27 protein-coding genes and 1 pseudogene are annotated in these 25891 nt (G+C 47.3%); 20 read left to right on the forward strand and 8 right to left on the reverse strand.

Annotated elements, in window-relative coordinates:
* Positions 1–21 precede the first annotated feature (21 nt).
* From WA407_RS18605 to WA407_RS18635, 7 genes and pseudogenes are all read left to right on the forward strand, one after another.
* Positions 22–964, forward strand: a pseudogene (locus tag WA407_RS18605) (NADP-dependent oxidoreductase).
* A gap of 267 nt (positions 965–1231) precedes the next feature.
* Entirely contained in the window at positions 1232–1909 is a 678-nt protein-coding gene (locus tag WA407_RS18610) for a TetR/AcrR family transcriptional regulator (RefSeq protein ID WP_235307279.1), read from the forward strand.
* Between the two features lie 99 nt (positions 1910–2008).
* A complete protein-coding gene (locus WA407_RS18615; RefSeq protein ID WP_336078033.1) occupies positions 2009–2866 on the forward strand; it encodes a substrate-binding periplasmic protein in 858 nt (285 codons plus the stop codon).
* Between the two features lie 85 nt (positions 2867–2951).
* Positions 2952–3599 (forward strand): amino acid ABC transporter permease, encoded by a 648-nt coding sequence (locus tag WA407_RS18620; RefSeq protein WP_235307280.1) that lies wholly within the window; start codon positions 2952–2954, stop codon positions 3597–3599.
* A gap of 14 nt (positions 3600–3613) precedes the next feature.
* Complete coding sequence (locus WA407_RS18625; protein ID WP_081112529.1) at positions 3614–4363, forward strand: amino acid ABC transporter ATP-binding protein; 750 nt, start codon at positions 3614–3616, stop codon at positions 4361–4363.
* A gap of 54 nt (positions 4364–4417) precedes the next feature.
* Positions 4418–4843, forward strand: a complete 426-nt coding sequence (locus tag WA407_RS18630; RefSeq protein WP_023987060.1) for an OsmC family protein — start codon at positions 4418–4420, stop codon at positions 4841–4843.
* 183 nt (positions 4844–5026) lie between these two features.
* The gene (locus tag WA407_RS18635; protein ID WP_336078036.1) at positions 5027–6280 is read left to right on the forward strand and encodes a serine hydrolase; all 1254 of its coding nucleotides are present in this window, start codon (positions 5027–5029) and stop codon (positions 6278–6280) included.
* A gap of 40 nt (positions 6281–6320) precedes the next feature.
* On the opposite strand, the gene WA407_RS18640 is transcribed toward WA407_RS18635, so the two are convergent.
* From WA407_RS18640 to WA407_RS18660, 5 genes are all read right to left on the reverse strand, one after another.
* A complete protein-coding gene (locus WA407_RS18640) occupies positions 6321–7298 on the reverse strand; it encodes a FecCD family ABC transporter permease (RefSeq protein WP_336078038.1) in 978 nt (325 codons plus the stop codon).
* A complete protein-coding gene (locus tag WA407_RS18645) occupies positions 7295–8299 on the reverse strand; it encodes a FecCD family ABC transporter permease (protein ID WP_069012865.1) in 1005 nt (334 codons plus the stop codon). Before WA407_RS18645 ends, WA407_RS18640 begins: the two co-directional genes overlap by 4 nt.
* Positions 8296–9276: an ABC transporter substrate-binding protein gene (locus WA407_RS18650; RefSeq protein ID WP_061830879.1), complete on the reverse strand. Its 981-nt coding sequence runs from the start codon at positions 9274–9276 to the stop codon at positions 8296–8298. Before WA407_RS18650 ends, WA407_RS18645 begins: the two co-directional genes overlap by 4 nt.
* A gap of 200 nt (positions 9277–9476) precedes the next feature.
* A complete protein-coding gene (locus WA407_RS18655; RefSeq protein ID WP_250259378.1) occupies positions 9477–10205 on the reverse strand; it encodes a response regulator in 729 nt (242 codons plus the stop codon).
* Positions 10198–11850, reverse strand: a complete 1653-nt coding sequence (locus tag WA407_RS18660) for a sensor histidine kinase (protein ID WP_336078043.1) — start codon at positions 11848–11850, stop codon at positions 10198–10200. Before WA407_RS18660 ends, WA407_RS18655 begins: the two co-directional genes overlap by 8 nt.
* Positions 11851–12032: 182 nt before the next feature.
* Between WA407_RS18660 and WA407_RS18665 the strand changes: the two genes are divergently transcribed.
* A complete protein-coding gene (locus tag WA407_RS18665; RefSeq protein ID WP_336078044.1) occupies positions 12033–12326 on the forward strand; it encodes a putative quinol monooxygenase in 294 nt (97 codons plus the stop codon).
* 44 nt (positions 12327–12370) lie between these two features.
* Complete coding sequence (locus tag WA407_RS18670; RefSeq protein WP_235307288.1) at positions 12371–13195, forward strand: aldo/keto reductase; 825 nt, start codon at positions 12371–12373, stop codon at positions 13193–13195.
* A 92-nt stretch (positions 13196–13287) separates the two neighbouring features.
* Here the strand turns inward: WA407_RS18670 and WA407_RS18675 are convergent, their stop codons facing one another.
* Entirely contained in the window at positions 13288–13941 is a 654-nt protein-coding gene (locus WA407_RS18675) for an SdpI family protein (protein ID WP_235307289.1), read from the reverse strand.
* A complete protein-coding gene (locus WA407_RS18680) occupies positions 13938–14249 on the reverse strand; it encodes an autorepressor SdpR family transcription factor (RefSeq protein WP_254329585.1) in 312 nt (103 codons plus the stop codon). Before WA407_RS18680 ends, WA407_RS18675 begins: the two co-directional genes overlap by 4 nt.
* Before the next feature lie 218 nt (positions 14250–14467).
* Between WA407_RS18680 and WA407_RS18685 the strand changes: the two genes are divergently transcribed.
* From WA407_RS18685 to WA407_RS18730, 10 genes are all read left to right on the forward strand, one after another.
* Positions 14468–15079 (forward strand): alpha/beta hydrolase, encoded by a 612-nt coding sequence (locus tag WA407_RS18685; RefSeq protein ID WP_336078047.1) that lies wholly within the window; start codon positions 14468–14470, stop codon positions 15077–15079.
* A gap of 72 nt (positions 15080–15151) precedes the next feature.
* A complete protein-coding gene (gene tlp, locus WA407_RS18690) occupies positions 15152–15376 on the forward strand; it encodes a small acid-soluble spore protein Tlp (protein ID WP_013308822.1) in 225 nt (74 codons plus the stop codon).
* 240 nt (positions 15377–15616) lie between these two features.
* Positions 15617–16909, forward strand: coding sequence for an ABC transporter substrate-binding protein (locus WA407_RS18695; protein WP_336078050.1), 1293 nt, complete (start codon positions 15617–15619; stop codon positions 16907–16909).
* A 27-nt stretch (positions 16910–16936) separates the two neighbouring features.
* Entirely contained in the window at positions 16937–17899 is a 963-nt protein-coding gene (locus WA407_RS18700) for a carbohydrate ABC transporter permease (protein WP_336078052.1), read from the forward strand.
* 3 nt (positions 17900–17902) lie between these two features.
* Positions 17903–18742 carry a carbohydrate ABC transporter permease gene (locus WA407_RS18705; protein ID WP_336078053.1) on the forward strand — a complete coding sequence of 280 codons (840 nt, stop codon included), beginning with the start codon at positions 17903–17905 and terminating at the stop codon, positions 18740–18742.
* Positions 18743–18956: 214 nt separating this feature from the next.
* Positions 18957–20243, forward strand: a complete 1287-nt coding sequence (gene ilvA, locus WA407_RS18710) for a threonine ammonia-lyase IlvA (protein WP_235307293.1) — start codon at positions 18957–18959, stop codon at positions 20241–20243.
* 188 nt (positions 20244–20431) lie between these two features.
* A complete protein-coding gene (locus WA407_RS18715; RefSeq protein ID WP_250259370.1) occupies positions 20432–21406 on the forward strand; it encodes a glycoside hydrolase family 43 protein in 975 nt (324 codons plus the stop codon).
* Positions 21407–21598: 192 nt separating this feature from the next.
* Positions 21599–22684: a FecCD family ABC transporter permease gene (locus WA407_RS18720; protein ID WP_336078055.1), complete on the forward strand. Its 1086-nt coding sequence runs from the start codon at positions 21599–21601 to the stop codon at positions 22682–22684.
* Positions 22684–23709, forward strand: coding sequence for a FecCD family ABC transporter permease (locus WA407_RS18725; protein ID WP_235307296.1), 1026 nt, complete (start codon positions 22684–22686; stop codon positions 23707–23709). The genes WA407_RS18720 and WA407_RS18725 overlap by 1 nt, the downstream gene beginning before the upstream one ends.
* A 129-nt stretch (positions 23710–23838) precedes the next feature.
* Positions 23839–24786 carry an ABC transporter substrate-binding protein gene (locus WA407_RS18730; RefSeq protein WP_336078058.1) on the forward strand — a complete coding sequence of 316 codons (948 nt, stop codon included), beginning with the start codon at positions 23839–23841 and terminating at the stop codon, positions 24784–24786.
* A 161-nt stretch (positions 24787–24947) separates the two neighbouring features.
* Here WA407_RS18730 and WA407_RS18735 read toward each other — a convergent pair whose 3' ends face one another.
* Positions 24948–25379 carry a hypothetical protein gene (locus WA407_RS18735; RefSeq protein ID WP_254329592.1) on the reverse strand — a complete coding sequence of 144 codons (432 nt, stop codon included), beginning with the start codon at positions 25377–25379 and terminating at the stop codon, positions 24948–24950.
* Positions 25380–25576: 197 nt separating this feature from the next.
* Between WA407_RS18735 and WA407_RS18740 the strand changes: the two genes are divergently transcribed.
* Entirely contained in the window at positions 25577–25876 is a 300-nt protein-coding gene (locus WA407_RS18740) for a hypothetical protein (protein WP_336078060.1), read from the forward strand.
* Positions 25877–25891 lie beyond the last annotated feature (15 nt).

The following is a 25891-nucleotide window of genomic DNA, read 5'->3' on the forward strand; positions in this document are numbered from 1 at the left end:
ACGAATGTGGAATTAAGATAAATGAGAAAAGGAGAAGATGAAGAATTGAAAGCTGCGCAAATGCAAAAATATTCAAAACAAATCCAATTAGAAATAAACAATATAAAAATACCGGAAATCAATAACCATGAGGTTCTTATCAAAGTAAAAGCTGCAGGTGTAAATCCCTTAGACATTCTTATTTTAAATGGTAGTATTCGCATGATTGCCGATTATGACTTCCCTTTAACTTTAGGAAACGAACTATCCGGCGTTATTGAGGCTGTTGGAAAAGATGTTGTGAAATTCAAGGTTGGAGATCCCGTTTATACGAGGCTGCCAATAAATAAAATCGGAGCTTTTGCTGAGTATGCGGCAGTCCATGAGGATGCGATTTCCGTTATGCCTAAAAATCTTTCTTTTATTGAGGCCGCCGCGGTACCCCTCACGGCTTTGACTGCATATCAAGCCTTGCATGATGTACTTCATGTTCAACCCGATAAAAAACTATTTATTTCTGGAGGAACCGGCGGCTTTGGTACGATGGCTATCCCGATTGCCAAATCGATGGGGTTATATGTATTATTTTGATTTGCTATCTAATATCGATTATGTTATCGATACATTGGGGGCAAAAGAAATTAAAACGGAACTTGCTATTCTCAAACCCCAAGGGAAATTGGTATCATTGAAGGCTTTACCCAATTACCGCTTTGCTGCTGAAAATAACTTTCCAATATGGAAAAAGCTATTGTTTGGTTTAGTAGGTGCTCGTTTAGATCGATTAGCAGTTAAACAGAATAAAGAATATCGCTTCTTATTCGTGTCCGCTAATGGCAGGCAATTACAAAAACTGACGAAACTAGTTGAGGATGAAGATATTAAGCCCGCTATAGATTCAGTTTATAATTTTGATGACATTAACATGGCTTTAAATAAAGTTTCTACTGGCCACTCCGAAGGAAAAGTGATAGTAACCTTCTAAGGAGAGGATATATGAATTTTGGAAATACGCTCGAAAGGTGCCTTGGCATAACACCACATTCACGCTTCGTAGCATTTGGCTGATTACGCTAAAGGAGAACGTTAGTTTAATAAAACAGCAGTAGTCTAAGACTGCCGCTGTCTTTTTTGTTGGCGCCAGTCTAATACTTATTTTCTTCTGACACTTTTTTCTTTGACAAAAGTATACTTATCCTATAGGATTAAAAATACAAAACTGACTGACTGATCAATCGGGAGGAGGGAACCCATGCAGCCACGAAAGGCGAAGCAGTCCGAGACCGTCCCAAATGACCAACCTTCCGAGCACGCGGGGGAAGAAACAGACCGCAGAACACAGCTTCTTCACATTGCATTGAAGCGGTTCGCCGAGCAGGGTTACCATCAAACAAAGATTTCAGATATCGTGGTAGAGGCGGGAGTAGCCCAAGGCACGTTTTATTGGCATTTTAGAAGTAAAGAGGCACTGGCGCTGGAGATTATCGCTACCGGTCGTGAACAACTACTGTCAGCGATTGGACAGGGATATCGCCGTGATGCGGGAACGCTGGCTGATATGGTTAAGGCATCGGAGGCGCTGTTTGTTCGGTTATTTGATTTTGCATTGGAGAACCGCTATCTGATGGGTTTGCTGCTGATCGGCAGTGGTGTCGATGAACCGGTGCGCCAGAGTATCCGAGAGACAAGGGCCGCGATGGAGCTGGCATTCCGGCGCAATATGGAAAGAGCGATCGAGCTGAACATGTTGCCTGCTGAATTGGATGTCGAATTAAGGGCGGCACTACTCATGAGTATGATCGAAGGTGTCATTACACGCTGGCTATTCGGTTCAGAGGGAACATATGACCACATCACGCAGATAACTGCTAAAAGATTGGCAGCAGAGGCGGCTAATTTTGAGTTTTATGGACTATTAGGTCAAAGCTAGAGGGTCAACATCGCATGAATGGGTAGTTGGCAACAAATAATATAGCCAAATCACATATATGAACTCAATCATTTACATCCAGACAGGAGAGAAGGATACATGAAAATACGTAAAAAAGGGTTCTTGGTAACTACACTCATAGCTGTGGCATTGTTCAGCCTTGTGCTGAGCGCTTGCGGTACTAAGCCAGAAGCTTCTAATACTAGCAATGGAGCGGGTAGCAGTAATGTGGCAGCGAGTAACCAGCTCGAAGCAATCAAGAAGGCTGGTGTAATTAAGGTAGGCATGATGGGCACCTATCCGCCGTACAATTTCTTGAACGATAACAAGGAATTGGACGGATTTGATGTGGATATCGCCAAAGAATTGGCGAAGCGGATTGGAGTGAAACCAGAGTTCACGGCACAAGAATTCTCGGGACTGGTTCCAAGTTTGCAAAAGAAAAAATTCGATGCAGTGATTAGTCAGGTGACGATTACAGAGGATCGTAAGAAGGCTATTGACTTCACAGAGCCTTATATCACAAACAATGTAAACATTATCGTAAACAGCAAAACAAATGATATTACCAAGCTGGAGGACTTTAAAGGCAAAACCATTGGTGTCGGCTTGGGAACGAATGATGAATCTTATCTGCGGAATGAAGTACTGCCGAAGATAGGCGATTTTGAGATTAAAACGTATGATGATGTCATTACTTCCTTAAAGGATCTAAACTCTGGTCGTATTGACGCAACAATCAACAATCTGTATGCTCTCAAGCCCATTATCGATAAAAACGGGTTCCAAATTAAAGCCGTAGGCGAGCCGATTAAATCGGATCAAGCGGGTGTAGCCATTAACCAGAAAACTCCTGAGCTCAAAGAAGCCTTGAACAAGGCTTTGAAGGAAATGAAGGAAGACGGCACTTACAAAACAATTTTCAAAAAATGGTTTGGCGAGGAGCCAAAAGAATAACGTAAGCCTGTTAGAGGCGTCTGGCTCCAGTCTTGGCTTTCATGCTGACATGGAGCCACTCGTCTGAAAGAAGGGAATATAACCAATGCTTGAATTAATGTGGGAGAACGTCCCTTTTTTATTAAAGGGTGCTTATTATACGCTATATATTACGATTGTCTCTATGTTTTTTGGCCTAATCATTGGTTTGATTGTTGCTGTGGCCCGGTTGAAGGGGAATCGACCTGTTCGATGGCTGGCGCGCATGTATGTATCGATCATTCGAGGGACGCCGGTTTTGGTGCAGATTGCGGTCATTTATTATGGTCTGGATGATTATGGAATATCATTCGGATCGCTGACAGCTGCTTGTCTGGCACTTAGCATTAATACAGGGGCGTACTTATCGGAGACGTTCCGTGGAGCTATTTTAGCCGTACCCCAGGGACAGACCGAGGCAGCTTATGCAACGGGAATGTCGCCCGGTCAAACAATGTGGCGTATTATTCTTCCTCAGGCGGTACGGATCGCAATTGCACCGATGGGGAATACATTTGTAGGTATGCTTAAAGAAACGTCGCTGGTGTCGGTTATCGGGGTCAGTGAATTGATGCGGCAGGCACAGCTTTTACAGGCGCAGTATTTGCGTTACATGCCGTTTCTTCTCGAAATTGGCCTGATGTACTGGATTATGAGCATTGGATTCTCCGCTATACTGGAGCGGGTGGAAAAGCGTCTGGCTCGAGCTTATTAAGGTGGAGATGATAGATGATGATAACAACTAACGGATTAGGTAAACGATTCGGACAGGTAGAGGTTTTGAAAAGCATTGATTTTCAGGTTGCCGCTCGTGAAATCGTCGTATTACTCGGCCCGAGCGGTTCAGGTAAAAGTACCTTGCTGCGCTGCCTGAACGGTCTAGAAGAGCTGTCTTCCGGCAAGTTTGAGGTGAATGGGATTGAGGTCGATGCTACGGCTCCCGTTCGTGTCCGCCAAGCAGCCATTCGTGAGATTCGCAAACAGACAGGGATGGTGTTCCAGCAGTTCAATCTGTATCCGCACAAAACCGCAATCGGCAATGTCATTGAAGGACTGCTGACAGTAAAAAAAATGCCGCGCGACAAGGCTATTTCCATCGGACAACGGTTGTTGGAGCGGGTGGGGTTATCGGAAAAGCAGGATGTACATCCTTCACGTCTGTCCGGTGGACAACAGCAACGAGTAGCCATTGCGCGTGCGCTGGCGATGGACCCGGCGATTATGCTGTTCGACGAGCCGACATCGGCGCTTGATCCCGAGCTGGTAGGGGAAGTGCTGGGTGTTATGCGAGAGCTGGCTCAAGACGGAATGACGATGGTCGTCGTTACTCATGAGATGAAATTTGCTCGCGAGGTGGCGGACAAGGTCGTATTTATGGCAGATGGTATCATTTTGGAGGAGGCAGCGCCACAGGCGTTTTTTGACACTCCCCAGCATGAGAGAACACAGAAATTTTTACGCCAAATCAGTGAATTTTAAAGTAAGATCGAGGATGAATCATAGATTATTAAGATGGAAAGAAGGCCTTTGAACATGAAAGTATCTACAACTTGGCACGGCAAACGCGCGTTTACTTCGGAGGGTCCATCCGGTTATTCCGTTGGGATGGATGCTACGGCGGCTTATGGCGGTGATGGTAAAGGGATGACACCCATGGAACTGCTGTTGGCGGGTCTGGCGGGATGTATGGGCATTGATATTACGATGATTTTGGATCGTTTCTTGTCGGACATTACTCGCATCGATATTGACGCAGAAGGTACGCGCAAGGAAGAAATGCCGACAGGCTTTACAGCGATTGATCTGACATTCCACGTAGATGGAGATATTCCGGATTACCGCGTATGGAAAGCGATTCAGATGGGTAAGGAAAAATATTGTGCGGTATCCGATTCCTTAAAAGCAGAAATTCGGATGCACCTCATATTGAATGGAACCGAAGTACCCTATCCAGCATAAGTGTCGAAGGGTAGTGAAAGAGAGTCAGCCTGTGTTATATACAGGAGGCTCTCTTTTTTATGTTATTTGAAAATATGACACGTAATGAAACTTTTTGTACTCTATTTTCGTTTAAAATAGAAATTGAAATATAAAAATGGGAAAATAAACCTGTGTGTGAAGTGCATACGGGGGGAGGTAATAGTGAAACGAAAGCGCCTTATTGTGGTAGCAACTAGTTTGGCTACAGTGCTCATCGTTATGGGTGTAGCGGCAGGCTTACTATCTTTCATGCAGAATCAAGTGGCTAATCCCCCGAATACCGTCCGGCCCACAACTGCGATTGCAGCTGACGTTAAGGAAGAAACGAAGGAACAGGATGCTGCCCGCCGTTTACTTCATTTTGTGGAGGCGAATGCAGAAAAAGTTTCGATTACGATTCTAAGAGATGGAAAAAAGCTGGCAGGCCAAGAGGAAAACCGGATGATGCCTTTGGCGAGCACCGTCAAAACAATCATTGCGATCGAATATGCCAAGCAAGCGATGGTGGGTAAGATTAACCCGGAAGGGAGAGTGAAGCTGATCTCGCTGGAAAGGTTTTATTTGCCGGGTTTGGATGGGGGTGCTCATACGGCGTGGCTACAGAATATGGAGGCTAAAGGGCGGATACAGAATGAAACTGTATCTGTACGAGACGTCGCCAAGGGGATGATTCAATTCAGTTCCAACGCCAATGCGGAGTATTTAATGGACAAACTGGGGGTGGGTGCGATCAATCGGACGAGAGCCAAAATGGGGCTGAAAAATCATGATCCCATTTATCCGTTTGTATCCTCCATTTTGATTCCCTACGAATGGATGAGGGAGAGACAAGGTGAGAATTGGAATAATACAAAGAATAATATTTCTGCCAAAGAAGCCATTCAGGCGATGTCTGATACGGAATTTCGCCGATATGCCCGCGTGATTCATAACAAGCTGCGCCGTGATGTGAGTGGTTCTTACAAGAGAAACGCAGATATTACGACTTGGTATGATCAGGATTATGATCGTATCAATACGGATCGCTTTATAGCTTCAACGACAGCCGATTATGCCTCTTTAATGAGTAAGCTGAATCGTCGTCAAGGGTTCACAAAAGCTGAGCAAAAGTTATTGTCCGAGGTCTTGGAGGAACCATTTATGGTTATTCCTGAAAACCAGCAATTCCTGAAACATACTGGGCAAAAAGGTGGCTCCACGGCTTATGTTTTGACACTGGCCATGTATGCGACAGATAAGGAAGGGCATACGACAGAGCTAGCTGTCTTTTTTAACGATTTGGACCCAAGCACAAATGCCAGCTTTCCCGAAATGATAAATGATTTTAAAAAGAGGCTACTGCATGATGAATCGTTTAGAAAAGAAGTTAATCGGCGTATCGGTGTACAGGTAGCGCTGCTAAACGCTAGGGTATAGTACTGCGTTTAGCTGCGCTGCGCAACTTCTTATCCTCATCCTATCCGCTGTCTTTTTGTTTGCGTTCCCGCAGCAATAGATACAAAAAATAGGGCGCGCCAATGACGGCTGTCACGATGCCAGCGGGAATTTCGAGCGGCGGCTTCAGGCCTCGTCCCAGCGCGTCAGCGAGGACGAGAATCAGGGCGCCGATCATCGCCGAACCGGGCAATAGATAGCGGTGGCGATTGCCAAATAACCGCCGTGCCAGATGTGGTGCCAGCAGTCCAATAAATCCGATGGAGCCGATGGCAGCGACACAGGAGGCAGACAAGGCGACTGACACGGCTAGCAGTCCTGTACGCACATGCTTCACGCTAAGTCCCAGCCCAGCAGAGCTTTCCTCATCTAGGCTCATAATGTCCAGCTTGCGCTGTAGTGTATAGGCGAGAGGCAGCAACACGATTAACCACGGCAGTAGCCCATACACTTCGTCCCAGCCTTTGCCCCACAGACTTCCAGCTAGCCAAGTGAGCGTGTCGCTGGCTTCGAGTGGATACTTGACCAGTATATAATCGGTCGCAGCCTGAAAAATAGCGCCCACCGCCAGTCCGGTCAAGGCTAGCATATTGGGACGCATGCCTCCCTTCATCGAAAGCTGTACGAGCAACAGTGCAGCTAGCCCAGCCCCGACAAAGGCGGCTACAGGCAGCAGTGCCACTGGGGATGAGGGCAGTAGCACGATGACGAGAACCGCCGCAAAGCCGGCCCCCTTGGATACACCTACCACATCTGGCGAGGCTAGCGGGTTGCGGATCATGCCTTGCAGCAGAACACCGGCTACTGCCAGCCCAGCTCCGGCCATGATAGCCAGCAGGCCACGTGGCAGCCGATAATGATGAACGATGAACCAGGAAGTGGCACTCCGGTCCGTTAGAGCCTTGATCAGCTCAGAGGGCGTAATGTAGGTGCTGCCCACGCCTATAGCTATAAAAGCAACACCTAGCATGAGCGTGAGTAAAATCCACATTTTTTTCATCGTGAAGCCCTCCCGTTCTTATGCGCCAGATATAAAAAGAAGGGCGCACCCACCAGCGCGGTTACAATGCCAACGGGTGATTCATAAGGAAATGCAATAAATCGTCCAAGCACGTCTGCATATGTCAGCAGCAGAGCTCCGCAGATTGCAGACAGGGGAATGACCCGTTTGTAATTGTCGCCTGTAAACATCTTGATGATATTCGGTACCATCAGGCCCACAAAGCCGATGGACCCGGCTACCGCTATGGCAGAGCCTGCCAGCATAATCACTGAGGCCGAGGCCAGTAGACGGACAAGACGTACGTTTTGTCCCAATCCCTGTGCGACCTCCGTCCCGAGGCTCAGCACAGATAGCGAGGGGGCCAGCGCCAGCGCAAGAATCATACCCACGGCGAACCATGGTAGCACCAGACGCGTGTCGGCCCAAGTGGACCCGTCGATGGCTCCGGCGAGCCAATACAGCACATCAGATATTTGCTCGTTGAACACGAGCAGTCCTTGGGTGATGGAGGCCAGCAACAGATGCACGGCCATCCCGGCAAGGGCCAGCTTGACCGGCGTCATGCCCGCCGTTCCGGCCAGCGCGTATACGAAGGAGCCGCCTGCGATGGCCCCGGCAAAAGCAAAATAAATGCTGCCGGACGATCCGATATTCGGCAGCAGCACGACGGACAGCACGACAGCCAGCGAAGCGCCTGAGCTGACCCCGAATACCTGCGGCGAAGCCAGCGGGTTGCGTGTGATGGCCTGCATCAGGGCTCCAGCCACGGCAAGCCCGGCCCCGACGATTAGGCCAATAACGGCACGCGGTAGGCGTACCGTCAAGACAATGAGCTGATCCTTAGACGGATGCTCAGTGAACAGCGCAGTCAGCATGGTGGGGATGTCCATCCTGACTGGGCCAATCGCCACGCTAAGCAGCAATCCAGCCAGCAACGCAGCGATAAGTGCAAAGAAGACCGGCTTATTCAGCCGGTCGCGTGAGGCTTGTCCGATCAACGGGAGCCGTCTCCTTTACTTTGCGCGGGATACAGAAGCGAAATGGCTTGCTCCAGTATTTTTTCGGCTGAGCCGAGTCCACGGTACCGGGTCCACAGTGCCCGGTTTACTTCGTAAACTTCCCCTTTTTTGACGGCCGTAATGTTTTGCCAAAGCGGGTTTTTCTTCCATTCCGCAATCAGCTTCTCATCGGCTTCTACCAAAAAGATCACATCAGGATCCGATTGTGAAATTTGTTCCAGCGTCAGCTTGACGGTAGGCTCGCTTGTATTTTGAAGGGCATTGTGGATACCCGCTTGCTCCAGTAGTTGTCCATCAAAGGATGAAGCGCCGTGAGCCGATAGTGAATCAGAACGGAATACCCCTAGCAATACGCTGCGTGGCTCCCCAGCTTTGATGCCTTCTTTCAACTTTTCCATTGTAGCTTTATGCGTAGCGAGAATTTGCTCGCCTTTTTCCTTCTCACCCAACGCATCGGCGATGACACCGAAGGATGCCAAGTTTTGTTCATAGGAGGAATTGCGGCTCTTTAGAACAATGGTCGGAGCAATCTCACTAAGTTCTTTGTATATGCTTTTATGACGATTCAGATCAGCAATAATCAAATCCGGCTTCAAGGAGCTGATCGTTTCCAGGTTTGGCTGTTTGCGTGTGCCTACTGGTGTGAAGTCGATTTTCTTGCCGAGCAGCCCATCAATATCATCGTCATTTTCCTGAGCTATACCGACAGGAGTTACGCCCAGTTGGGTTGTGGCATCGACAAAAGAGAATTCCAGGGTTACGATTCTTTTGGGTGTACCTGTAACTTTGGTTTCTCCCATCTCATGTTTAATCATTCGAGTGTCGCCTGTTGCTTGAGGTGTTACTGCGCTGTTATCTTGTGACTGGCTTCCACATCCCGCCATAATGACCATCAGTAGTGCCAGGATCGCTGCAAGCAGCATACCTGTGCGCAGTGGTTGTTTCGGTGTTGCCATATGTTATCCCCCGTTCCAGTATGATTATCAGAGAAACTGATAATCATTATCAATCAACTAACTGTTGATCATTCTAGCAATCGGGAAGGAGAACGTAAATAATGTGGTTATTTAAACCGTTTTGACCGATTAAGTGAATTAAATTCAATAAAATTATGAATAGGAGGAGGGGAAGTACCAGGACATCAGAGTTGGACGGTTTATGCATCCCTCCGCTGTCGGCGATAGATACGCTCCGGTCTGCCGACGGTTCCGTACACCTGATCGTGGTGCGCGTCGCCACTTTCCACTAAATACTCCAGATACCTTCTGGCTGTAGAACGGCTCATACCCAGCTCGATTCCCACTGTACCTGTAGTCACCTCACCTCGTCGATTCAGGAGATCCAGCACTTTGTCGCAAGTTACTTTATCGATGCCTTTGGCCCATAGTTCTCCGACTCCGTTCCCCGCCATCCGACCGGTGCCCGCGCTTTGAAGCAAACTGTCAATTTCAGATTGCTCGACTGTGGATTGTTCCTCTTGCCATGTTGTGATTTGTCGCCGAAACCGGGCATATTCCTCCAAGGTCGCACGCAATCTCTCGAATATAAGCGGCTTTACGATAAAATCAAACACGCCTGCTCGAACGGCTTGTACCACTGTTTCAGCTTCTTTGGCGGCAGTCAGCATAATAACATCTGTACCCGGATAGTGTTGCTTGATGAACGATAGCAGGGTTAGACCATCCGTATCAGGAAAATAAACATCCAGCACGACTAGAGGAGGACGGAGCACGTCCAGTTGAAGTTTTGCCTCAAATTCGTTCGTCGCGATTGCACATACGGTGAACCCGTCCACCTTTTCAATAAATCGGCGGTTAATCTCCGCAATTCGCGGATCATCTTCAATAATAAGAACCTCAATGTCCGATACAACCCGCTCATTCATGCGTGTAATCTCCTTTTGCATCATTACTCGTATCTGTCCTAATTAAAGGAATGTATACCTCAAAAATACTTCCTCCACCAGGACGTTTGTGCACTTCTATAGAGCCGCCCATTCGTTCAGTGTACTCCAGCACGAGAGCAAGGCCATATCCATGTCCTGCTTCTGCTTTGGTCGAAGCTCCTCTGACAAACAACTTTTCTTGGATATCGTCCGAAATTCCCGATCCGTTATCCGCAACTTCGACGATGATGGCTTCAGTCGTTTCTTCAAGCCGGAACCAGACCTGCCCGTCAGAGATGGAGGACATCGCAACAGCTTCCATGGCATTGTCCAGCAGGTTTCCGGCTATGGAAGCGAGAAAGGACCACTCCAACGTAGGGGACTGGGTTGAGAATGCTCCTTTAATTTCAGAATGGAGTAAAACCCCTTTTTCCAGCGCCTGTTTCTTCTTACCGATCAGTAGGCTGGCGATGATTGAATCGGTGAGGAGAGCTGTGCCAATCGGCCTGTGTACACGATATTCCTCTGATTCCTGGGTGATAAAGTCCACCGCTTCGTCATAACACTCCAACTGAATCAGGCCGGATATGAGATACAGCCGATTGGCGTATTCGTGTGTTTGTGATCGCAGTACTTCCGCGTAATCTTTGACCTCTGTCAACTGTTGTGTCATGTGGAGCAGTTCAGTCTTGTCACGCAGACTGGCAACCGTGCCCATGATGCGACCGGAACGATCCTGGATCGGCACACGGCTGACGACTACAATTCGCTGCTGGACCTCAATTTCCTTATTCCATATGTACTGTCCCTGATCTGGCCCCATCGTTGAATGCTCTACTGTGTAATCGGCAACAAGCATATCAATCAGTAGATCCGGAACACCAGTCAAGTGACGAAGTTCGCATCCGTAGATAGAGGTTTCCGGAGGGAGTCCGATCAAGCGAGCTGCCTGTGGATTGGCAAGTGTGATTTGTCCGTTACTATTCACCGCGATAATTCCTTCGCCGATGGACTCAATAATAGCTTGCTTTTCCTGGTACAACCGTCCGATCTCCACTGGCTCCAGTCCATGCAGTGCGCGGCGTACCCGTTGCGCTATAACCAGGCTTCCCAATATGCCGATCATCAGCGCGCCCACCATAAACCAGAGCCATGCATATGTGTATGTACGAATATTTTGCTGCACATCTGTCATTAAAAAACCTACAGAGACGAGCCCGATGGCCTTACCTTGCGTATCATAAACGGCTGTTTTGGCGCGTATTGACGCTCCGAGAGAGCCCGTCGATTCAGTGATAAAGGACTGCCCTTGCAGTACCTTATCATTCATGGGGTCTATCATAGGCGTGCCGATGCGCTCCGGGTTTACATGCCACTGCCGGATGAGATGACGATCAGCAATAGTAATAAAATCAGCGCCGCTGCTGGCTTGGACAGGTTTTATAACCTCGTTGATACGCGAACGCAATTGCGTCGTCTCAGTCTGCTCCAGAGCGTCTCTGACCTGTGCATCTACGGCGAGGGTATTGGCGACGGTGAGCGCCCTTTCTCCGATTTCATCATATAGAGCGGAGGTGATCATATATCGAAAGGATAATCCCAACAGCCCGGTAACTACCAGTACTAAAAGGGATATAAATACCATTAGTTTTGTCTGAAAACGCACATGCCTTCACCGCCGTTAAACAAAATATAGGAGGAACGGATCTGCTGATCTTCTCCCCCATACGATCTATTTTACTGTATTACAGAAACGCTCGCACTTTTATTCTTTCGAAAGAATGGTCTATAATAGAAATAGTTACATAATACGAGGAGGAACATAATATGATTGTTATTCATGCCGATATGAAAGTTTTACCTGAAAAAAGAGAGGCTTTTCTGCAACAAACCCAAGGGCTGATCAGCGCATCCCAAGCTGAAGAAGGCAATGTACGCTACACGTTAATGCAGGATCTGAATGATCCCAACGCATTTACGATGGTTGAAGAATGGAAAGATGCTGCTGCTGTAGATTTCCATAATAATTCTGCCCATTTCCAGGCATTTGTTGCCGCGGCTAAAGAATTGTTGGCTGCTCCACTTCAAGTGAATGCTTTTCAGGACGCAACTAAACTGTAATCATCCCGTTGGATCATTCATAATCAGGAACAGGAGGAATAGACATGGGGAACATTGCGGATACAACTGTACTGAATAACGGAGTTCAGATGCCTTGGCTCGGTTTTGGTACTTACAAGGCGGAAGGCAATGAGGTCTACGAAGCGGTCAAAACAGCTATTGAGGTCGGTTACCGTCACATTGATACAGCGGCGATCTACGGTAACGAGGAACTGGTTGGACAAGCCATTCGTGATAGTGGGACGTCTAGAGAAAATCTGTTTGTAACCACCAAGCTATGGAATCAGGATCAGGGCTACGATTCAACACTGCGTGCCTTTGAGGAAAGCCGTAAGCGGCTGGGTCTGGATATCATTGATCTGTATCTCATTCATTGGCCTGGCAAGGATAAGTACAAGGAAACCTGGAAGGCATTCGAACGACTGTATGAAGAAGGAAGCGTACGCGCTATCGGAGTTAGTAACTTCCAAGTTCACCATCTCGAAGACCTCCTCAAAGACAGCAACATGGTTCCTGTCATCAACCAAGTGGAGCTTCACCCTCGTCTGACTCAACAAGAACTGCATCAATACTGCCGGGAGCACCAGATTCAGCTTGAATCGTGGAGTCCACTGATGAAAGGGAAATTAACCGAGCAAGCGGACATCGTTGAGATTGCTGCCAAATACGGTAAAACCTCTTCGCAGGTTATTTTGCGTTGGCATCTGGATCGGGGGATTGTGACGATTCCCAAATCTGTAACCCCGCATCGTATTCGCGAAAATGCTGATTTATTCGACTTTGAATTGACGGCTGAGGATATTGAACGAATCAATGGTCTTCATCTTGATGAGCGTGTAGGCACGCATCCCGATAAGCTGCTGTTCTAATATTAAAGATTAAATGTACAAAGAACCTCCTATTCTACGTTTATCGTGGATTGGGAGGTTCCTTTTTTAGGTTCAAGTTTGGCTTTGTCTGCTTACTGGTTTAGCTTACGATACAACAAGAAAGAATAGAGTACAGGAGAGATAACGGATATAACCAGCCCGGTGAGAAAAATGACCGCCCCAGCCACTCCATCCACCCATGCCGCTACCAAGCCCGAAGCACCACCGAGCATCATCATAGGTCCGCCGAAACGGTGCGTTTTACGCCACACCTCGGGGTTAGACAGAGTCCACGGCGTGCGGATACCGAAGGTATAGTTCGGCTGTACCTGAGTCAGAAAATTACCCATCACCATCAGCAGCAGGCCTATTATACCCAAAATTATAGTATTCATTTGCAGTCGTATGTTCAGGTTATACAGCAGCATTCCCCAACCAGCTATAGCGAGGATCAGAGAAGTACCTATACGCGTAACTTCATAGGCTTTTGAAAATTTCTCATAATTTGCTCTGTTGGGGTCCATATAGCGGGCTAATCGAATGACCAGCGGTACTAGACCCAACAGCACGAGCATGATAATAGAACCACCTTTGCTCATATACCCGTCTGCTGTATTGTCAAAGCTAAAATGAGAGGCCAGCACATCGGGAAGCCGGTTATACAGCAGTAAAGCGCCTATAGCAGGTGATAAGGCAATCAAAGTCGTCAAAACATCCGTCAAGCTCCAAGGTGTTCGCAATTTCATTTAGATTCCTCCCTATCCTTAATATGATTCACATTTTTCTTGGCAGGGATATCAGAGTGGGCGATACTGAACATCCAGCCGATGACATCCGCCACAACCGTTGTATGCAGGGTGTAGATAATGTTTTGCCCCTGTCGTTCATCCAGTACCAGCCCAGCCTGCTTCAGGATATTGAGATGGTGGGAGATGCTGGGCTTACTAATTTGAAAATGTTCAGCCACTTCGCCTGCGCTCATACTTTTCTCCTTTAAAAGCTGTAAGATTGTACGCCGGGTCGGATCAGCCAAAGCTTTGAAGGCATCGTTCAAAATACATTTCCTCCTTTAGATATTTAGATAATATTCTAAATATCTAATATCATATTAAAATAGAGCTATAATACATGTCAACGGAACAATACATCATTTTAGAAAAAAAAGATTTAAATCATACTCATTAGGTTTGTAAAAGGTAGCGAAGTTGGCTATAATTAATTTATACTAAAAATAAGAATCTTAATTTAAAGAAAACTGAGGAGGAAATATAAATGAAACACGTATTTCGTAAAGGAACTCATCCGCAAGCCCCGGTTATTTTGCTGTTGCATGGTACAGGCGGGAACGAACAAGACCTGATACCTTTGGCTGAGATGGTAGCACCGGGAGCTTCTGTGTTAGGCGTGAGAGGAAATGTGCTGGAAAATGGGATGCCGCGTTTCTTTCGCCGTTTGGCAGAAGGAGTGTTCGACATTGAGGATCTCGTATTTCGCACCAAAGAACTGAGCGAATTTGTGGATACAGCTGCAGAGCAATACGATTTTGACCGTAATAACGTGGTGGCTCTTGGCTATTCCAATGGAGCAAACATAGCGGCCAGTATGCTCTTTCACGATGCAAAAGCGCTGCGTGGAGCTATTCTGCATCATGCGATGGTGCCGCTGCGTGGGCTGAATTTGCCTGATTTAAACGGTATCCCTGTATTTCTGTCTTCCGGTGAAAATGACCCGATCGTTCCGGTCACGGAATCCCGTGAGCTGCAAGCTTTACTGGAAGGTGCTGGTGCGCAGGTGAATGCGTATTGGGAACGCAATGGTCATCAATTGACTCGGACTGAAGCCGAAGCCGCAGGAAAGTGGTTTGGGGAGCATTTTAATGCATAAAATGATTCGATAGCGATCAAGCTACGGATTAGCGCTCTACTGAGCGACCCATTATTAGGAGGCGACAAGCGAATGGCAAAACCAGATAATCGAGCCGACAATGTTGAACATTTGCAACAAAGTATTCAGAACACACAGCAGAACCTGCATGAAGCTGAAGGATATCTAAACGAATTTTCCTCTGAAATCAGCAACGAGGAGCGTAAGCAGATCGAAGAAAAAAATAATCGTCGTAAAGAAAGTATTAGATCATTTCGAGAAGAAGTGAAGGACGAAGCAGCACATTCGCAAGAATAATTTAAAAAGCGCGACCCAATTCCGAGTTTCAATTGGAATTGGGTCGTTTTTTTATGCAAAAATCATCATAACCTCATACAATTCATTTTCCCCCTATAATGCAAGGGGGACGCTAATCTGCATTGAAAATAAATATTTTATAAATAATGTTGTTGTAAACTAATTTGTATTGATGTTAAATAATAAAAGAAAGCGCAATCATTTACGAATTAGGATTTCATCATGCGAAGGGGGAAGGATATGCTACTGCAAAGAAAAAGCATGGCTTTGATGCTTATGGCGGTGGTTTTGATGGCTGGACTGCTGCAAGGCTGTTCTTTCAAGACCGATGAAAAGGATGGGCCGGGAACAGAACTTGTATTATGGACGTTCAATGAACTGCATGAGAAGTTTTTTCTGCAAATGGCTGACCAATGGAACCAACAGCACCCTGATGAACTGATTAATTTGAAAGCGAATACATTCCCCTATGATAACCATCACAGCAAGCTGTCGATTGCGTTGCAATCGGGGGTGGGAGCGCCGGATATCGCGGATATCGAGGTGAACAAGATCGGTAATTTTCTCAAAGGAATACCGCAGCTGGTTCCGCTCAATCCGGTGATTGACCCCGAGATCAAAAACATTGTGCCTTCCAGAGTACAGATTTACGGCAAAGACGGTAAGTATTACGGCATAGACTTCCACGTTGGGGCCGAAGTGATGTATTACAATAAAGAGATTATGGATCAGGCGGGGGTAAACCCGGATTCCATCGTCACCTGGGCAGACTATGCTGCTGCAGGCAAGCAAGTACTGGCGAAAACAGGCAAGCCGATGGCGACCTTAGAAACGAATGACCTGTGGAGCTATTGGCCGATGATCTCCCAGCAAAATTCAGATTTTCTGGATGACAAGGGCGAGTTAACGTTGGATAACGAAACCAATATTAAAACACTCGAGTTTCTTCAACAGATGATAAAAGACAAAATCGCTGTTCCCGCACCGGGCGGCGGGCATCACATGGAGGAATACTACGGATTTATGAACAAAGGTGGGGCCGCTTCGGTATGGATGCCGATGTGGTATATGGGACGTTTTACGGATTACATGCCTGACCTAAAAGGCAAAATTATCATCAGACCCATGCCAGCGTGGGAAAAAGGCGGTTTTCGCTCAGCGGGTATGGGCGGAACCGGAACAGTAGTCACGAACCAATCAGAGCACCAGGATCTGGCGATGCGCTTTCTAGCCTTTGCCAAGCTATCCAAGCAAGGGAATGTGGAGATCTGGAAGCAGCTTGGTTTTGATCCCATCCGCAGTGAAGTGTGGACCATGCCGGAAGCCAAAGCCAAGAATAAATTTACGGAGTATTTCGGAACGAATATTTTTGACACGCTCATCGAAGTCAAAGATGAAATCAATGCGGTGCATATCGGACCGAAAACACCTGATATTGCCAGTGCTGTGCGCAATAAAATACTTTATCGGACACTACAGAATGGCGAAGATCCAGCCACGGTGCTACATGAGCTGGCAGATGAACTGAGATAGACCCCAACAGGAAAGGGAGTGAGATTCATGGCAACGCCCGTTCATACGAACGCTAATGTACCGACAGGTCAGCCGCCACAACCTCAGCGTCCGACCAGAAGCCGATGGAGTCGCTTTATTCATTCCAGCCGTACGGCACCGTATGTGTTTGTCCTTCCATTTTTACTGTCCTTTGCGCTATTTTTTGCCTATCCAGTCATCTCGACGGTCATTATGAGCTTTCAGGAAGTCCTGCCAGGGATAACAACTTACGTTGGACTGGAAAATTATATGGACTTAATCAATCCTACGTTTGGAAAGGCGATATTGAATAGCGTCCTGTATACGCTGCTTACACTAGTCGTGCTGATTCCTCTGCCGCTGGTATTGGCAGTATTGCTGAATTCGCCTAAAATGCCGGGCAGAGGGTTGTTTCGCTCCGTGATGTTTATACCTGCACTAACCTCGGTGGTTGTAGCAGGAACGATCTTCCGACTCATGTTCGGTGAATTGGATGGTTCGCTGATGAACTCCCTGTTGGGGGTATTCGGTCTGGAACCTTACAAATGGCTAATGAATGCAAACACCGGCTTTTTAGCGTTGATTGTGCTGGCCTTGTGGAGATGGTTGGGCGTAAATATGTTGTACTACATGTCGGGACTCCAGAACATTCCTCCTGAGTTGTATGAGGCTGCGCAGATTGATGGAGCCAGTCGTTTCGATTCATTTTGGCGGATTACGATTCCTATGCTGAAACCAGTAACGATCTACGTATTTACGATTAGCATTTATGCGGGGTTGTCCATGTTCACGGAGAGCTACATGTTGTGGAACGGAAATAACTCCCCGAACGATATTGGTTTAACCATTGTTGGCTATCTCTATCGCCAAGGTCTAGAGCAGAACAGTATGGGCTTCGGAGCTGCGGTGGGCATTGTATTGCTCGTATTTACACTAGTGCTGAACCTGATCCAGCTCAAATTTTTCGGCATGTTCCGGAAGGAGGATTAAGCGATGGCTCAGAAACAAAAAGGCCCGTTATCCGCAGTGCTCGTTGTCCTGTTCATTCTATTTGCCGGATTTGCCCTGTTTCCGCTATTTGCTGTGACGCTTGCCTCGTTCAAGCCATCGACGGAGCTGTTGCGCTACGGATTGAATCTTAAGCTGGAATGGGACATCATGTCCCTGAAAAACTATGCGTTCATCTTTCAGGGGACAACGGATTATTTTCAATGGTACTGGAACAGTATCGTCATTACCGTCTTGTTTACGGTGTTATGTCTGATATTGTCCGCGATGGTGGGCTATGGTCTGGAGATGTACCGTTTTAGATTGAAAAATGTGATTTTCACACTGGTGCTGGTCGTGATGATGATCCCGGTAGAAATTATCATGCTGCCGCTCTACAAGCTAATGATCGGCATGAAGCTGATCAATACGGTATGGGGTGTAATTCTACCATTCGTCGTCGCGCCGATCCCGATCTTTTTCTTCCGTCAATATTTGAGTGGTGTTCCCAAGGACTTCATGGATGCTGCGCGGGTTGACGGCTGTTCAGAATATGGCATTTTCGTACGGATTATGATGCCTCTGATGGCGCCTGCATTTGCAGCAATGGCTATTTTGCAGGCGATGAACAGTTGGAATAACTTCCTCTGGCCGATGATTGTATTGCGTACCAACGACATGCTGACACTGCCAATTGGACTGTCCAGTCTGCTGACGCCATATGGCAACAATTATGATGTGCTGATCGCGGGGTCCGTTTTGGCTATTTTACCGATTCTCGTCGTGTTCCTGTTCTTCCAGCGTTACTTTATTGAAGGGATGACGGCAGGCGGAGTAAAAGGATAATCGGAAAGGTATTAAATAGAGCAATGGAGTACAAGAAATGTGCAGCGTCAGAAAAGGCTGATCGGGCATTGTCCCGGTCTGCCTTTTTTAGATTCGATTGATTTTCATTCTCATTTTCATGACGATCATCTGCACAAGCTATGGGTAAACGTGGTATGATATTTGAAAGATTTCAAATACAGAAAGAAATATTCAGGCGGAGCGTGGAGAACCTATGGAACCAACAGAAACCCAGAAAACTGACCCGGCCATGGCGTCAGCCGTTGGCATGGAGGATATTGTACGAGCGCATCATATGCTGCGTGAGGTGATTGTACGTACACCTTTACAGAGGGATGCGGTCCTATCGGCCAAATATAATTGTAATGTGTATCTGAAAAGAGAGGATCTCCAAGTCGTGCGGTCCTTTAAAATCCGTGGAGCTTACAACATGATCCGCAGCTTGACTCCTGAGCAAATGGAAAAAGGCATCGTGTGTGCGAGTGCGGGGAATCATGCGCAAGGTGTGGCTTTTTCATGTAACGCACTTGGTATCCACGGTAAAATATTTATGCCGAGTACAACGCCTAATCAGAAGGTGAAGCAGGTTCGTCGCTTTGGCGGTAACAGTGTAGAGGTCATTCTGACCGGAGACACGTTTGACGATGCTTATGATGAGGCCATGAAGGTGTGCAGCGAGCAGGCAATGACCTTCATCCATCCGTTCGATCAGCCGAAAATTATTGCGGGCAATGGTACGATTGCGATGGAAGTGATGGAGAGCCTAGATACACCTATGGACTATGTGTTCGTAACGATTGGCGGCGGCGGTTTGGCGGCAGGCGTAGGTACGTATGTTAAAACCGTGAGTCCGTCCACCAAGGTAATTGGCGTGGAGCCCCTCGGCGCAGCGTCGATGACGGAAGCGATGCGTCTGCACAAGGTGGTTACACTGGATCAAATAGACAAGTTTGTTGACGGAGCTGCAGTGAAGCGTGTGGGTCAGCTGACATACGATATTTGTAAACATACCTTGGACGATATTGTGAAGGTACCGGAAGGCAAAGCATGTACCGCGATTCTGGAGTTGTATAATGAAAATGCGATTGTTGTGGAGCCTGCGGGTTCACTGCCTGTTGCAGCACTTGATTTGTATCGCGAGCAGATTCAAGGCAAAACGGTTGTCTGTATCGTCAGCGGTGGTAACAACGATATAGATCGTATGCAGGAGATTAAGGAACGGTCCCTAATTTATGAAGGACTGAAGCATTATTTTATGGTGAATTTCCCGCAAAGAGCTGGGGCCCTGCGTGAGTTTCTACAGGATGTGCTTGGACCGGACGACGATATTACTAGGTTTGAATATACGAAAAAGAATGATAAGGAAAATGGACCAGCTCTGGTCGGCATTGAGCTGTTCCACAAGGAAGACTATCTTCCTTTAATTGAGCGAATGAACCGCAAGGGGCTTAAATATACGGAACTGAACAAAAACGAAAATTTATTTAATATGCTAATTTGAAGAGGAGCCTACGGGCTCCTTTTTATGTATAATGCATAGTTTATAAATTTCTTTTTATTTGAAATAAAGCGTTTACAAAGGTGAATGTGATAGGTTAATATATGGGTAACTTCATAAGTATAAACACTAATGTAATAGGTGTGTCACCTGAATTTCATTATAAGATACTCATTCGGAGGTGCGAAGGAATGTTGAAAGCATGGAAAAAATCAGTACAGAGTAAATTGACCCGAACGGCGTTTGCTGCTGTAACCTCGGCTGCTTTAATGCTGTCAGTGATGCCATCTGCATCCGCAGAGCATTGGGCGTTAACTGGCGATGTAGCAGTGCATGATCCGTCCATTACGAAGGAAGGCAACGCATGGTATATTTTCTCCACAGGGCAGGGGATACAGGTTCAAAGATCGGACGACGGACGCAATTTTTACAGATTGCCGCAAATATTCCTGTCGCCGCCATCATGGTGGAAATCGTATGTACCTAAGCAAAAGCCTAACGATGTATGGGCACCGGATGCTCAAAAGTATAATGGACGGGTATGGCTGTACTATTCCATTTCTACTTTTGGTGCCCGGACCTCGGCTATCGGACTAGCCTCCGCAACGAGTATTGGCGCGGGGAGCTGGAGAGATGATGGACTAGTGCTGCGTACGACGGATGCTAACGATTACAATGCTATTGACCCGAATCTCGTCATTGACGCTTCTGGTAACCCGTGGCTTTCCTTTGGTTCATGGAATTCAGGCTTGAAAGTGACTCGACTGGACAAAAATACGATGAAGCCTACGGGCCAGATCTATTCTATCGCCAAGCGTACGGCTGGTGGTTTGGAAGCGCCACATGTTACATACCGCGACGGCTATTATTATCTATTTGCTTCCATTGATAACTGCTGCAAAGGCGTGGACAGTAATTATAAGATTATTTACGGTCGCTCTACTAGTATTACCGGACCGTATGTGGACAAGAGCGGAAAAAGCTTGATGGATGGCGGTGGAACGATACTGGATGCGGGGAATGACCGTTGGAAGGGACCGGGTGGACAATCTGTCTATAACAACAGTGTGATTGCACGTCATGCCTATGATGCCACTGATGGTGGAAATCCAAAGCTTCTGATTAGTGATTTGAAATGGGATTCGGCAGGCTGGCCTACGTACTAAAGAGAGTACCGTTTGGAGTCACCTGTGTAGTAAATCATATAGATATATTCAAAAACTGTTCCTTCTAAGGGGAACAGTTTTTGGCTTGCAATGTCATAGAAACATGCTATTATGTATCAAGTTGATAATAATTATCATTATCGTTATGAGAGATGTGATGATTTTCAGGTACGGAGGGAGTGACCTCACCAAATGCAGTCTAAAGACAGCATGGACAAACATACAGATCTGACAGAGAGGGAAGTTCCTAAAGTAGTCATAACAGCACCTCCAGTTCTTCGAGCGGGTAGGATTCGGCAGGCGTTGTTGTTCACAGCTTCGGCTGTATTGTTGGCTTTGGCCATATTCGCCGCCATTTCTTTTGGAGCCAAGGACTTGACCGTAGGCACCGTGTGGTCGGCAGTATTTCACTATGATCGTTCGCTAATGACACATCAGATCATTCACGAGCTGAGATTACCGCGTGTACTGGGTGCAGCTGTTATTGGAGCTGCGCTGGCGGTGGCAGGCTCTCTGATTCAGGGTATTACACGCAACCCGCTGGGAGATACAGGTGTGCTGGGCATTAACGCAGGAGCGATGTTTGTAGTTGCTGTGAGTTTTGCCTTTTTCCCCAATCTACCTTATGGGACGTTAATTGTATTGTCGTTCCTGGGGGCGCTGATGAGTACCTTACTAGTATTTGGTCTGGGAGCATCTGCACCGGGAGGATTGACACCTATGAGATTGACGGTGTCTGGAGCTGTGACGGCTGCCTTGTTAGGTTCCATGACTTCGGGGATTGCGATTTATTTTGATCTAAGTCAGGATTTAGCCTTCTGGTATGCGGGTGGTGTAGCCGGGATTAAATGGTCGCAGCTTGAGATTCTTGCACCGATTTTACTTATGGTGATCGCCTGGTCTATGGGGCTGGCACGTTCCATTTCGCTGATTTCGATGGGCGATGAGGTGGCGTTAAACCTTGGGTTAAATCTCAGGCGTATCCGACTTTTGGGTCTGCTGACCGTGGTGGTACTGGCGGGACTGTCCGTATCGGCTGCCGGGGCCATCGGCTTTGTAGGTTTGGTTATCCCACATATTGCTCGCAAGCTGATCGGTGTGGATTATCGCCAGATTGTACCGTTGTCTGCGTTATTGGGAGCCGTGCTGCTGGTGCTGGCTGATTTGGGAGCGAGAATGGCGAATCCGCCGGAGGAGCTAGCTATCGGAATTATGGTGTCTTTTATCGGAGTGCCCTTTTTCCTCTTTCTCGCCCGTAAGGAAAGGAGGGATTTGTAGTGAGTCGCTCTTTAGGGACCGGGGATACAAGAACGACAAAGGCTTGGCTCGTCTGTTTGGTATTGGCGGGAATCAGCTTTGTTGTCATTGTTCTGGGTTTGAATACCGGAACCATTCGTATTCCACCGCTACGCGTGCTGGATACGTTGTTTGGCGGTGGCAGTGGACGTGATCATATTGTTCTGTTCGAGTATCGTTTGCCTCGTATCGTTGTAACGGTGCTGGCTGGAGCGGGACTAGGCGCAGCCGGGGCGGTCATGCAAGGCTTGTCACGGAACGCACTCGCTGATCCCGGAGTTCTGGGACTTCACGCAGGGGCAGCGTTGGGGCTGGTAATGTTCGTTAGCTTTTTTCGCGATCTGGACGGATCAGCCGCCGTTCTGATCCCCTTGTTTACCTTTGCAGGAGGTGTCATTGCGGCCGTGCTGATTGTTTTGTTGTCCTATAGCCGCAACAGAGGAATCGTGCCCGTGCGTCTGATTTTGTCCGGCATCGGTGTAGCCTCGGGTCTTAGCGCCATAACGCTGTATTGGTCGTTGCGGTTGGATGAGGATACGTACGCATTTACTGCACGTTGGTTGGCTGGCAGCGTTTGGGGCCGGGACTGGATACATGCAGCGGCTTTGCTGCCCTGGATAATCATTGTTTTACCCTACGTTCTGTCGCAGACGCGTAGTCTGAACAACCTGTCGTTGGGCGACGAGACCGCAGCTGGAATCGGCACAAGTGTGAAGCGCCAGCGCCTATTACTGCTGGGCGTAGCCGTGGCTCTATCGAGTGCCAGCGTATCCATGGCCGGGGGCATCGGTTTTATTGGGCTGATTGCACCTCATCTGGCTCGCCGTCTGGTTGGGCCGATGTACCAGCATTTGCTGCCAGTAGCTTGTTTGGTCGGGGTCGTCATTCTGGTCACCGCTGACACGATTGGGCGTTCGGTGTTTCAGCCGAATGCGATTCCCGCAGGTGTGGTGGTTGCTGTGGTAGGAGCTCCGTATTTTTTATTCCTGCTGTCCCGAACAAAATGACAGAAGGAATAGGTACATATGAAATCATATGGTACAAATGATACAACCCGCTGAAATTAATAACTAAGTAGAAGCCTTCTATATTGATCATTATAATGTAGAGTTTCTGTGGCATAGGAGAGAGTAATCATGAGAAAGCACAAATTTGAGGGTTCAGGTTTTAAACGTTCATGGATAGTCACAACTCTTGTTGTATGCATGATCATGTTGTCCGCTTGCGGACAAGCAGCCGACAAGCAGGCTACCGATACGAAAGCGGCTGGCAATGCGCAGACAACCATTAGTGCGGATTCGCGTATTGCTTCGATGTCTATTCATTTGACGAACAACCTGCTGGCATTGGGCATTACTCCGGCTGGTTCGGTTATTGGCGGAGATGTGAAGGATTTTCTGCCCCATGTAAAAGATCGTCTTCAAAATACCCGTAAGCTAGGTGTTGTCACAGACCCGGATATGGAAGCGGTACTGGAGCTTCAACCTGATCATATTTTCTTGGACAAAAAATATTCGGGAACCGATGTGGCCAAATTTGAAAAAATTGCGCCGACCGAAGTTTTTGATCTGGATGAAGGCACATGGAAGGATCAATTAAAAAAAATAGCCGTTATGGTCAAACATGAAGCACAGGCAGACGCATTTCTAAAAGACTATGATACACAGAAGGAACGAGTCAAAAAGCTGATTCATTCAAAAATTGGGGACGGAACGGTTATGGCTGTACGTGTGACGGCGAAAGAGGTCCGTGTTATGGGGATGAAGCGTCCGGTGGGACCGCTGTTGTATCAGGACTTGGGCTTGAAGCCAGCCAAAGGTGTAGAAAAGATCAGCAAGGCTTATCAGGTTGTTTCCCAAGAGGTTTTACCGGATTATGATGCTGATGCGATCCTTGTTATCATCAGTAAAGGCGCGGATGCCCAAAAGGTATACAAGCAGCTGGAAGGAAATACAGTATGGCAAGGTCTCAAGGCGGTGAAGCAAGGGCATGTCTACATGTTGGACGGACAGCCTTGGCTGGACTATTCCGCGACGGGACATAAAATTGCTCTGGATAATGCAGAACAACTATTTTCCAAATAAGTTCTAAAGTATATCAAGCCGTATTCCCCCATGCAGCTTCTTGCAGGCCAGGAATACGGCTTTTTGGCGCACACCCATGCTGTAAGTCGGTTGCCTGATCGAAATGAAAAGGAGCTGCTGCGATCCAAAATGAGGCAGCTCCATATAATGAGAATTGCGGGCTATGAACGTTTTTTACGGAGAAAAATCGGTTTGAGTCCAATAAATCCAATGGCGGCGAGAATTAAATTCACCCAAGGTGAGATTCTGAATACTGGCAGTACACTGCGCAGCGCCAGTCCGGCGACAAGAATCACGACAACTAACACAACATACATCAAGATGGATTTAAGATTCATCTGGGGCTTTGCAGGGGCAGGGTCTGGCTGTTGTGTCTCCTCGCCTTCTTCGGGACGGTCCATAAAATTCATCAGAGCTTCAACGAGTAGAATGGCTCCTGCAGCGATGATGATAAGGGTGGATAGGCTGATTTTTTCAAAGGGTTTGATATCCCCACCTGTAAAGGTGACAAACCATCCGATAATTGCCTGTGTCAAGAAAAACATAGACAAGGCAATCCATGCAATAAGCGTATAATTTTTTGCTTTATTCATTTCTTCCTCCTGCTTTATGAGCGTATCCCAGGCTGATGGAACCGCCATTTCGTAACAAAGACAGTATACGTGAGGAAGCGTCGGATGGCAAAAGACTTTATCTATAAAATGTATATTACCGCTGCATTCTCCTCAAACTGGATACAGGGTGAGCACATAGAGCAACCTGAATATAAACGTTAAGAGGGTGTGGCATCATGAAACTGGAGAACCAGGCAGATTATTCAGTCCAAAAACGACTGGCAAACGCTTCGAACGGGAATAGCGGGGTGGCCTCGTCTACAAATGTGAGTCACCGGAGCGTTCAAGGATCATCTCCAACGTACCGTATACTGGAGGATATCGAAGTGGCTGAGGATACAGAATTTGCGGGTGAACTAGGTGCACAGAACTACCGCAGCCTGTGGCATGAGGATGAACATAACGGCGCCTCTTGTAAGCTGGAGTGGGAGGGACGAACGGAGACCCACCAAATGTTTAGGAACAGCTACGAATAACGAATGTCTACTTTA

It is taken from the genome of Paenibacillus sp. 203 (assembly GCF_037027525.1).
GTDB lineage: Bacteria > Bacillota > Bacilli > Paenibacillales > Paenibacillaceae > Paenibacillus > Paenibacillus polymyxa_B.

Bases quoted from the DNA above. Each gene is read 5' to 3' on its own strand.
- WA407_RS18735 (WP_254329592.1), bottom strand. From the start codon at position 25,379: ATGAATAAAGCAAAAAATTATACGCTTATTGCATGGATTGCCTTGTCT.
- WA407_RS18620 (WP_235307280.1), top strand. From the start codon at position 2,952: ATGCTTGAATTAATGTGGGAGAACGTCCCTTTTTTATTAAAGGGTGCT.
- WA407_RS18625 (WP_081112529.1), top strand. From the start codon at position 3,614: ATGATGATAACAACTAACGGATTAGGTAAACGATTCGGACAGGTAGAG.
- WA407_RS18650 (WP_061830879.1), bottom strand. From the start codon at position 9,276: ATGGCAACACCGAAACAACCACTGCGCACAGGTATGCTGCTTGCAGCG.
- WA407_RS18610 (WP_235307279.1), top strand. From the start codon at position 1,232: ATGCAGCCACGAAAGGCGAAGCAGTCCGAGACCGTCCCAAATGACCAA.
- WA407_RS18665 (WP_336078044.1), top strand. From the start codon at position 12,033: ATGATTGTTATTCATGCCGATATGAAAGTTTTACCTGAAAAAAGAGAG.
- WA407_RS18640 (WP_336078038.1), bottom strand. From the start codon at position 7,298: ATGAAAAAAATGTGGATTTTACTCACGCTCATGCTAGGTGTTGCTTTT.
- WA407_RS18730 (WP_336078058.1), top strand. From the start codon at position 23,839: ATGAGAAAGCACAAATTTGAGGGTTCAGGTTTTAAACGTTCATGGATA.
- WA407_RS18695 (WP_336078050.1), top strand. From the start codon at position 15,617: ATGCTACTGCAAAGAAAAAGCATGGCTTTGATGCTTATGGCGGTGGTT.
- WA407_RS18660 (WP_336078043.1), bottom strand. From the start codon at position 11,850: ATGGTATTTATATCCCTTTTAGTACTGGTAGTTACCGGGCTGTTGGGA.
- WA407_RS18720 (WP_336078055.1), top strand. From the start codon at position 21,599: ATGCAGTCTAAAGACAGCATGGACAAACATACAGATCTGACAGAGAGG.
- WA407_RS18615 (WP_336078033.1), top strand. From the start codon at position 2,009: ATGAAAATACGTAAAAAAGGGTTCTTGGTAACTACACTCATAGCTGTG.
- WA407_RS18670 (WP_235307288.1), top strand. From the start codon at position 12,371: ATGGGGAACATTGCGGATACAACTGTACTGAATAACGGAGTTCAGATG.
- tlp (WP_013308822.1), top strand. From the start codon at position 15,152: ATGGCAAAACCAGATAATCGAGCCGACAATGTTGAACATTTGCAACAA.
- WA407_RS18700 (WP_336078052.1), top strand. From the start codon at position 16,937: ATGGCAACGCCCGTTCATACGAACGCTAATGTACCGACAGGTCAGCCG.
- WA407_RS18705 (WP_336078053.1), top strand. From the start codon at position 17,903: ATGGCTCAGAAACAAAAAGGCCCGTTATCCGCAGTGCTCGTTGTCCTG.
- WA407_RS18740 (WP_336078060.1), top strand. From the start codon at position 25,577: ATGAAACTGGAGAACCAGGCAGATTATTCAGTCCAAAAACGACTGGCA.
- WA407_RS18630 (WP_023987060.1), top strand. From the start codon at position 4,418: ATGAAAGTATCTACAACTTGGCACGGCAAACGCGCGTTTACTTCGGAG.
- ilvA (WP_235307293.1), top strand. From the start codon at position 18,957: ATGGAACCAACAGAAACCCAGAAAACTGACCCGGCCATGGCGTCAGCC.
- WA407_RS18715 (WP_250259370.1), top strand. From the start codon at position 20,432: ATGTTGAAAGCATGGAAAAAATCAGTACAGAGTAAATTGACCCGAACG.
- WA407_RS18675 (WP_235307289.1), bottom strand. From the start codon at position 13,941: ATGAAATTGCGAACACCTTGGAGCTTGACGGATGTTTTGACGACTTTG.
- WA407_RS18655 (WP_250259378.1), bottom strand. From the start codon at position 10,205: ATGAATGAGCGGGTTGTATCGGACATTGAGGTTCTTATTATTGAAGAT.
- WA407_RS18685 (WP_336078047.1), top strand. From the start codon at position 14,468: ATGAAACACGTATTTCGTAAAGGAACTCATCCGCAAGCCCCGGTTATT.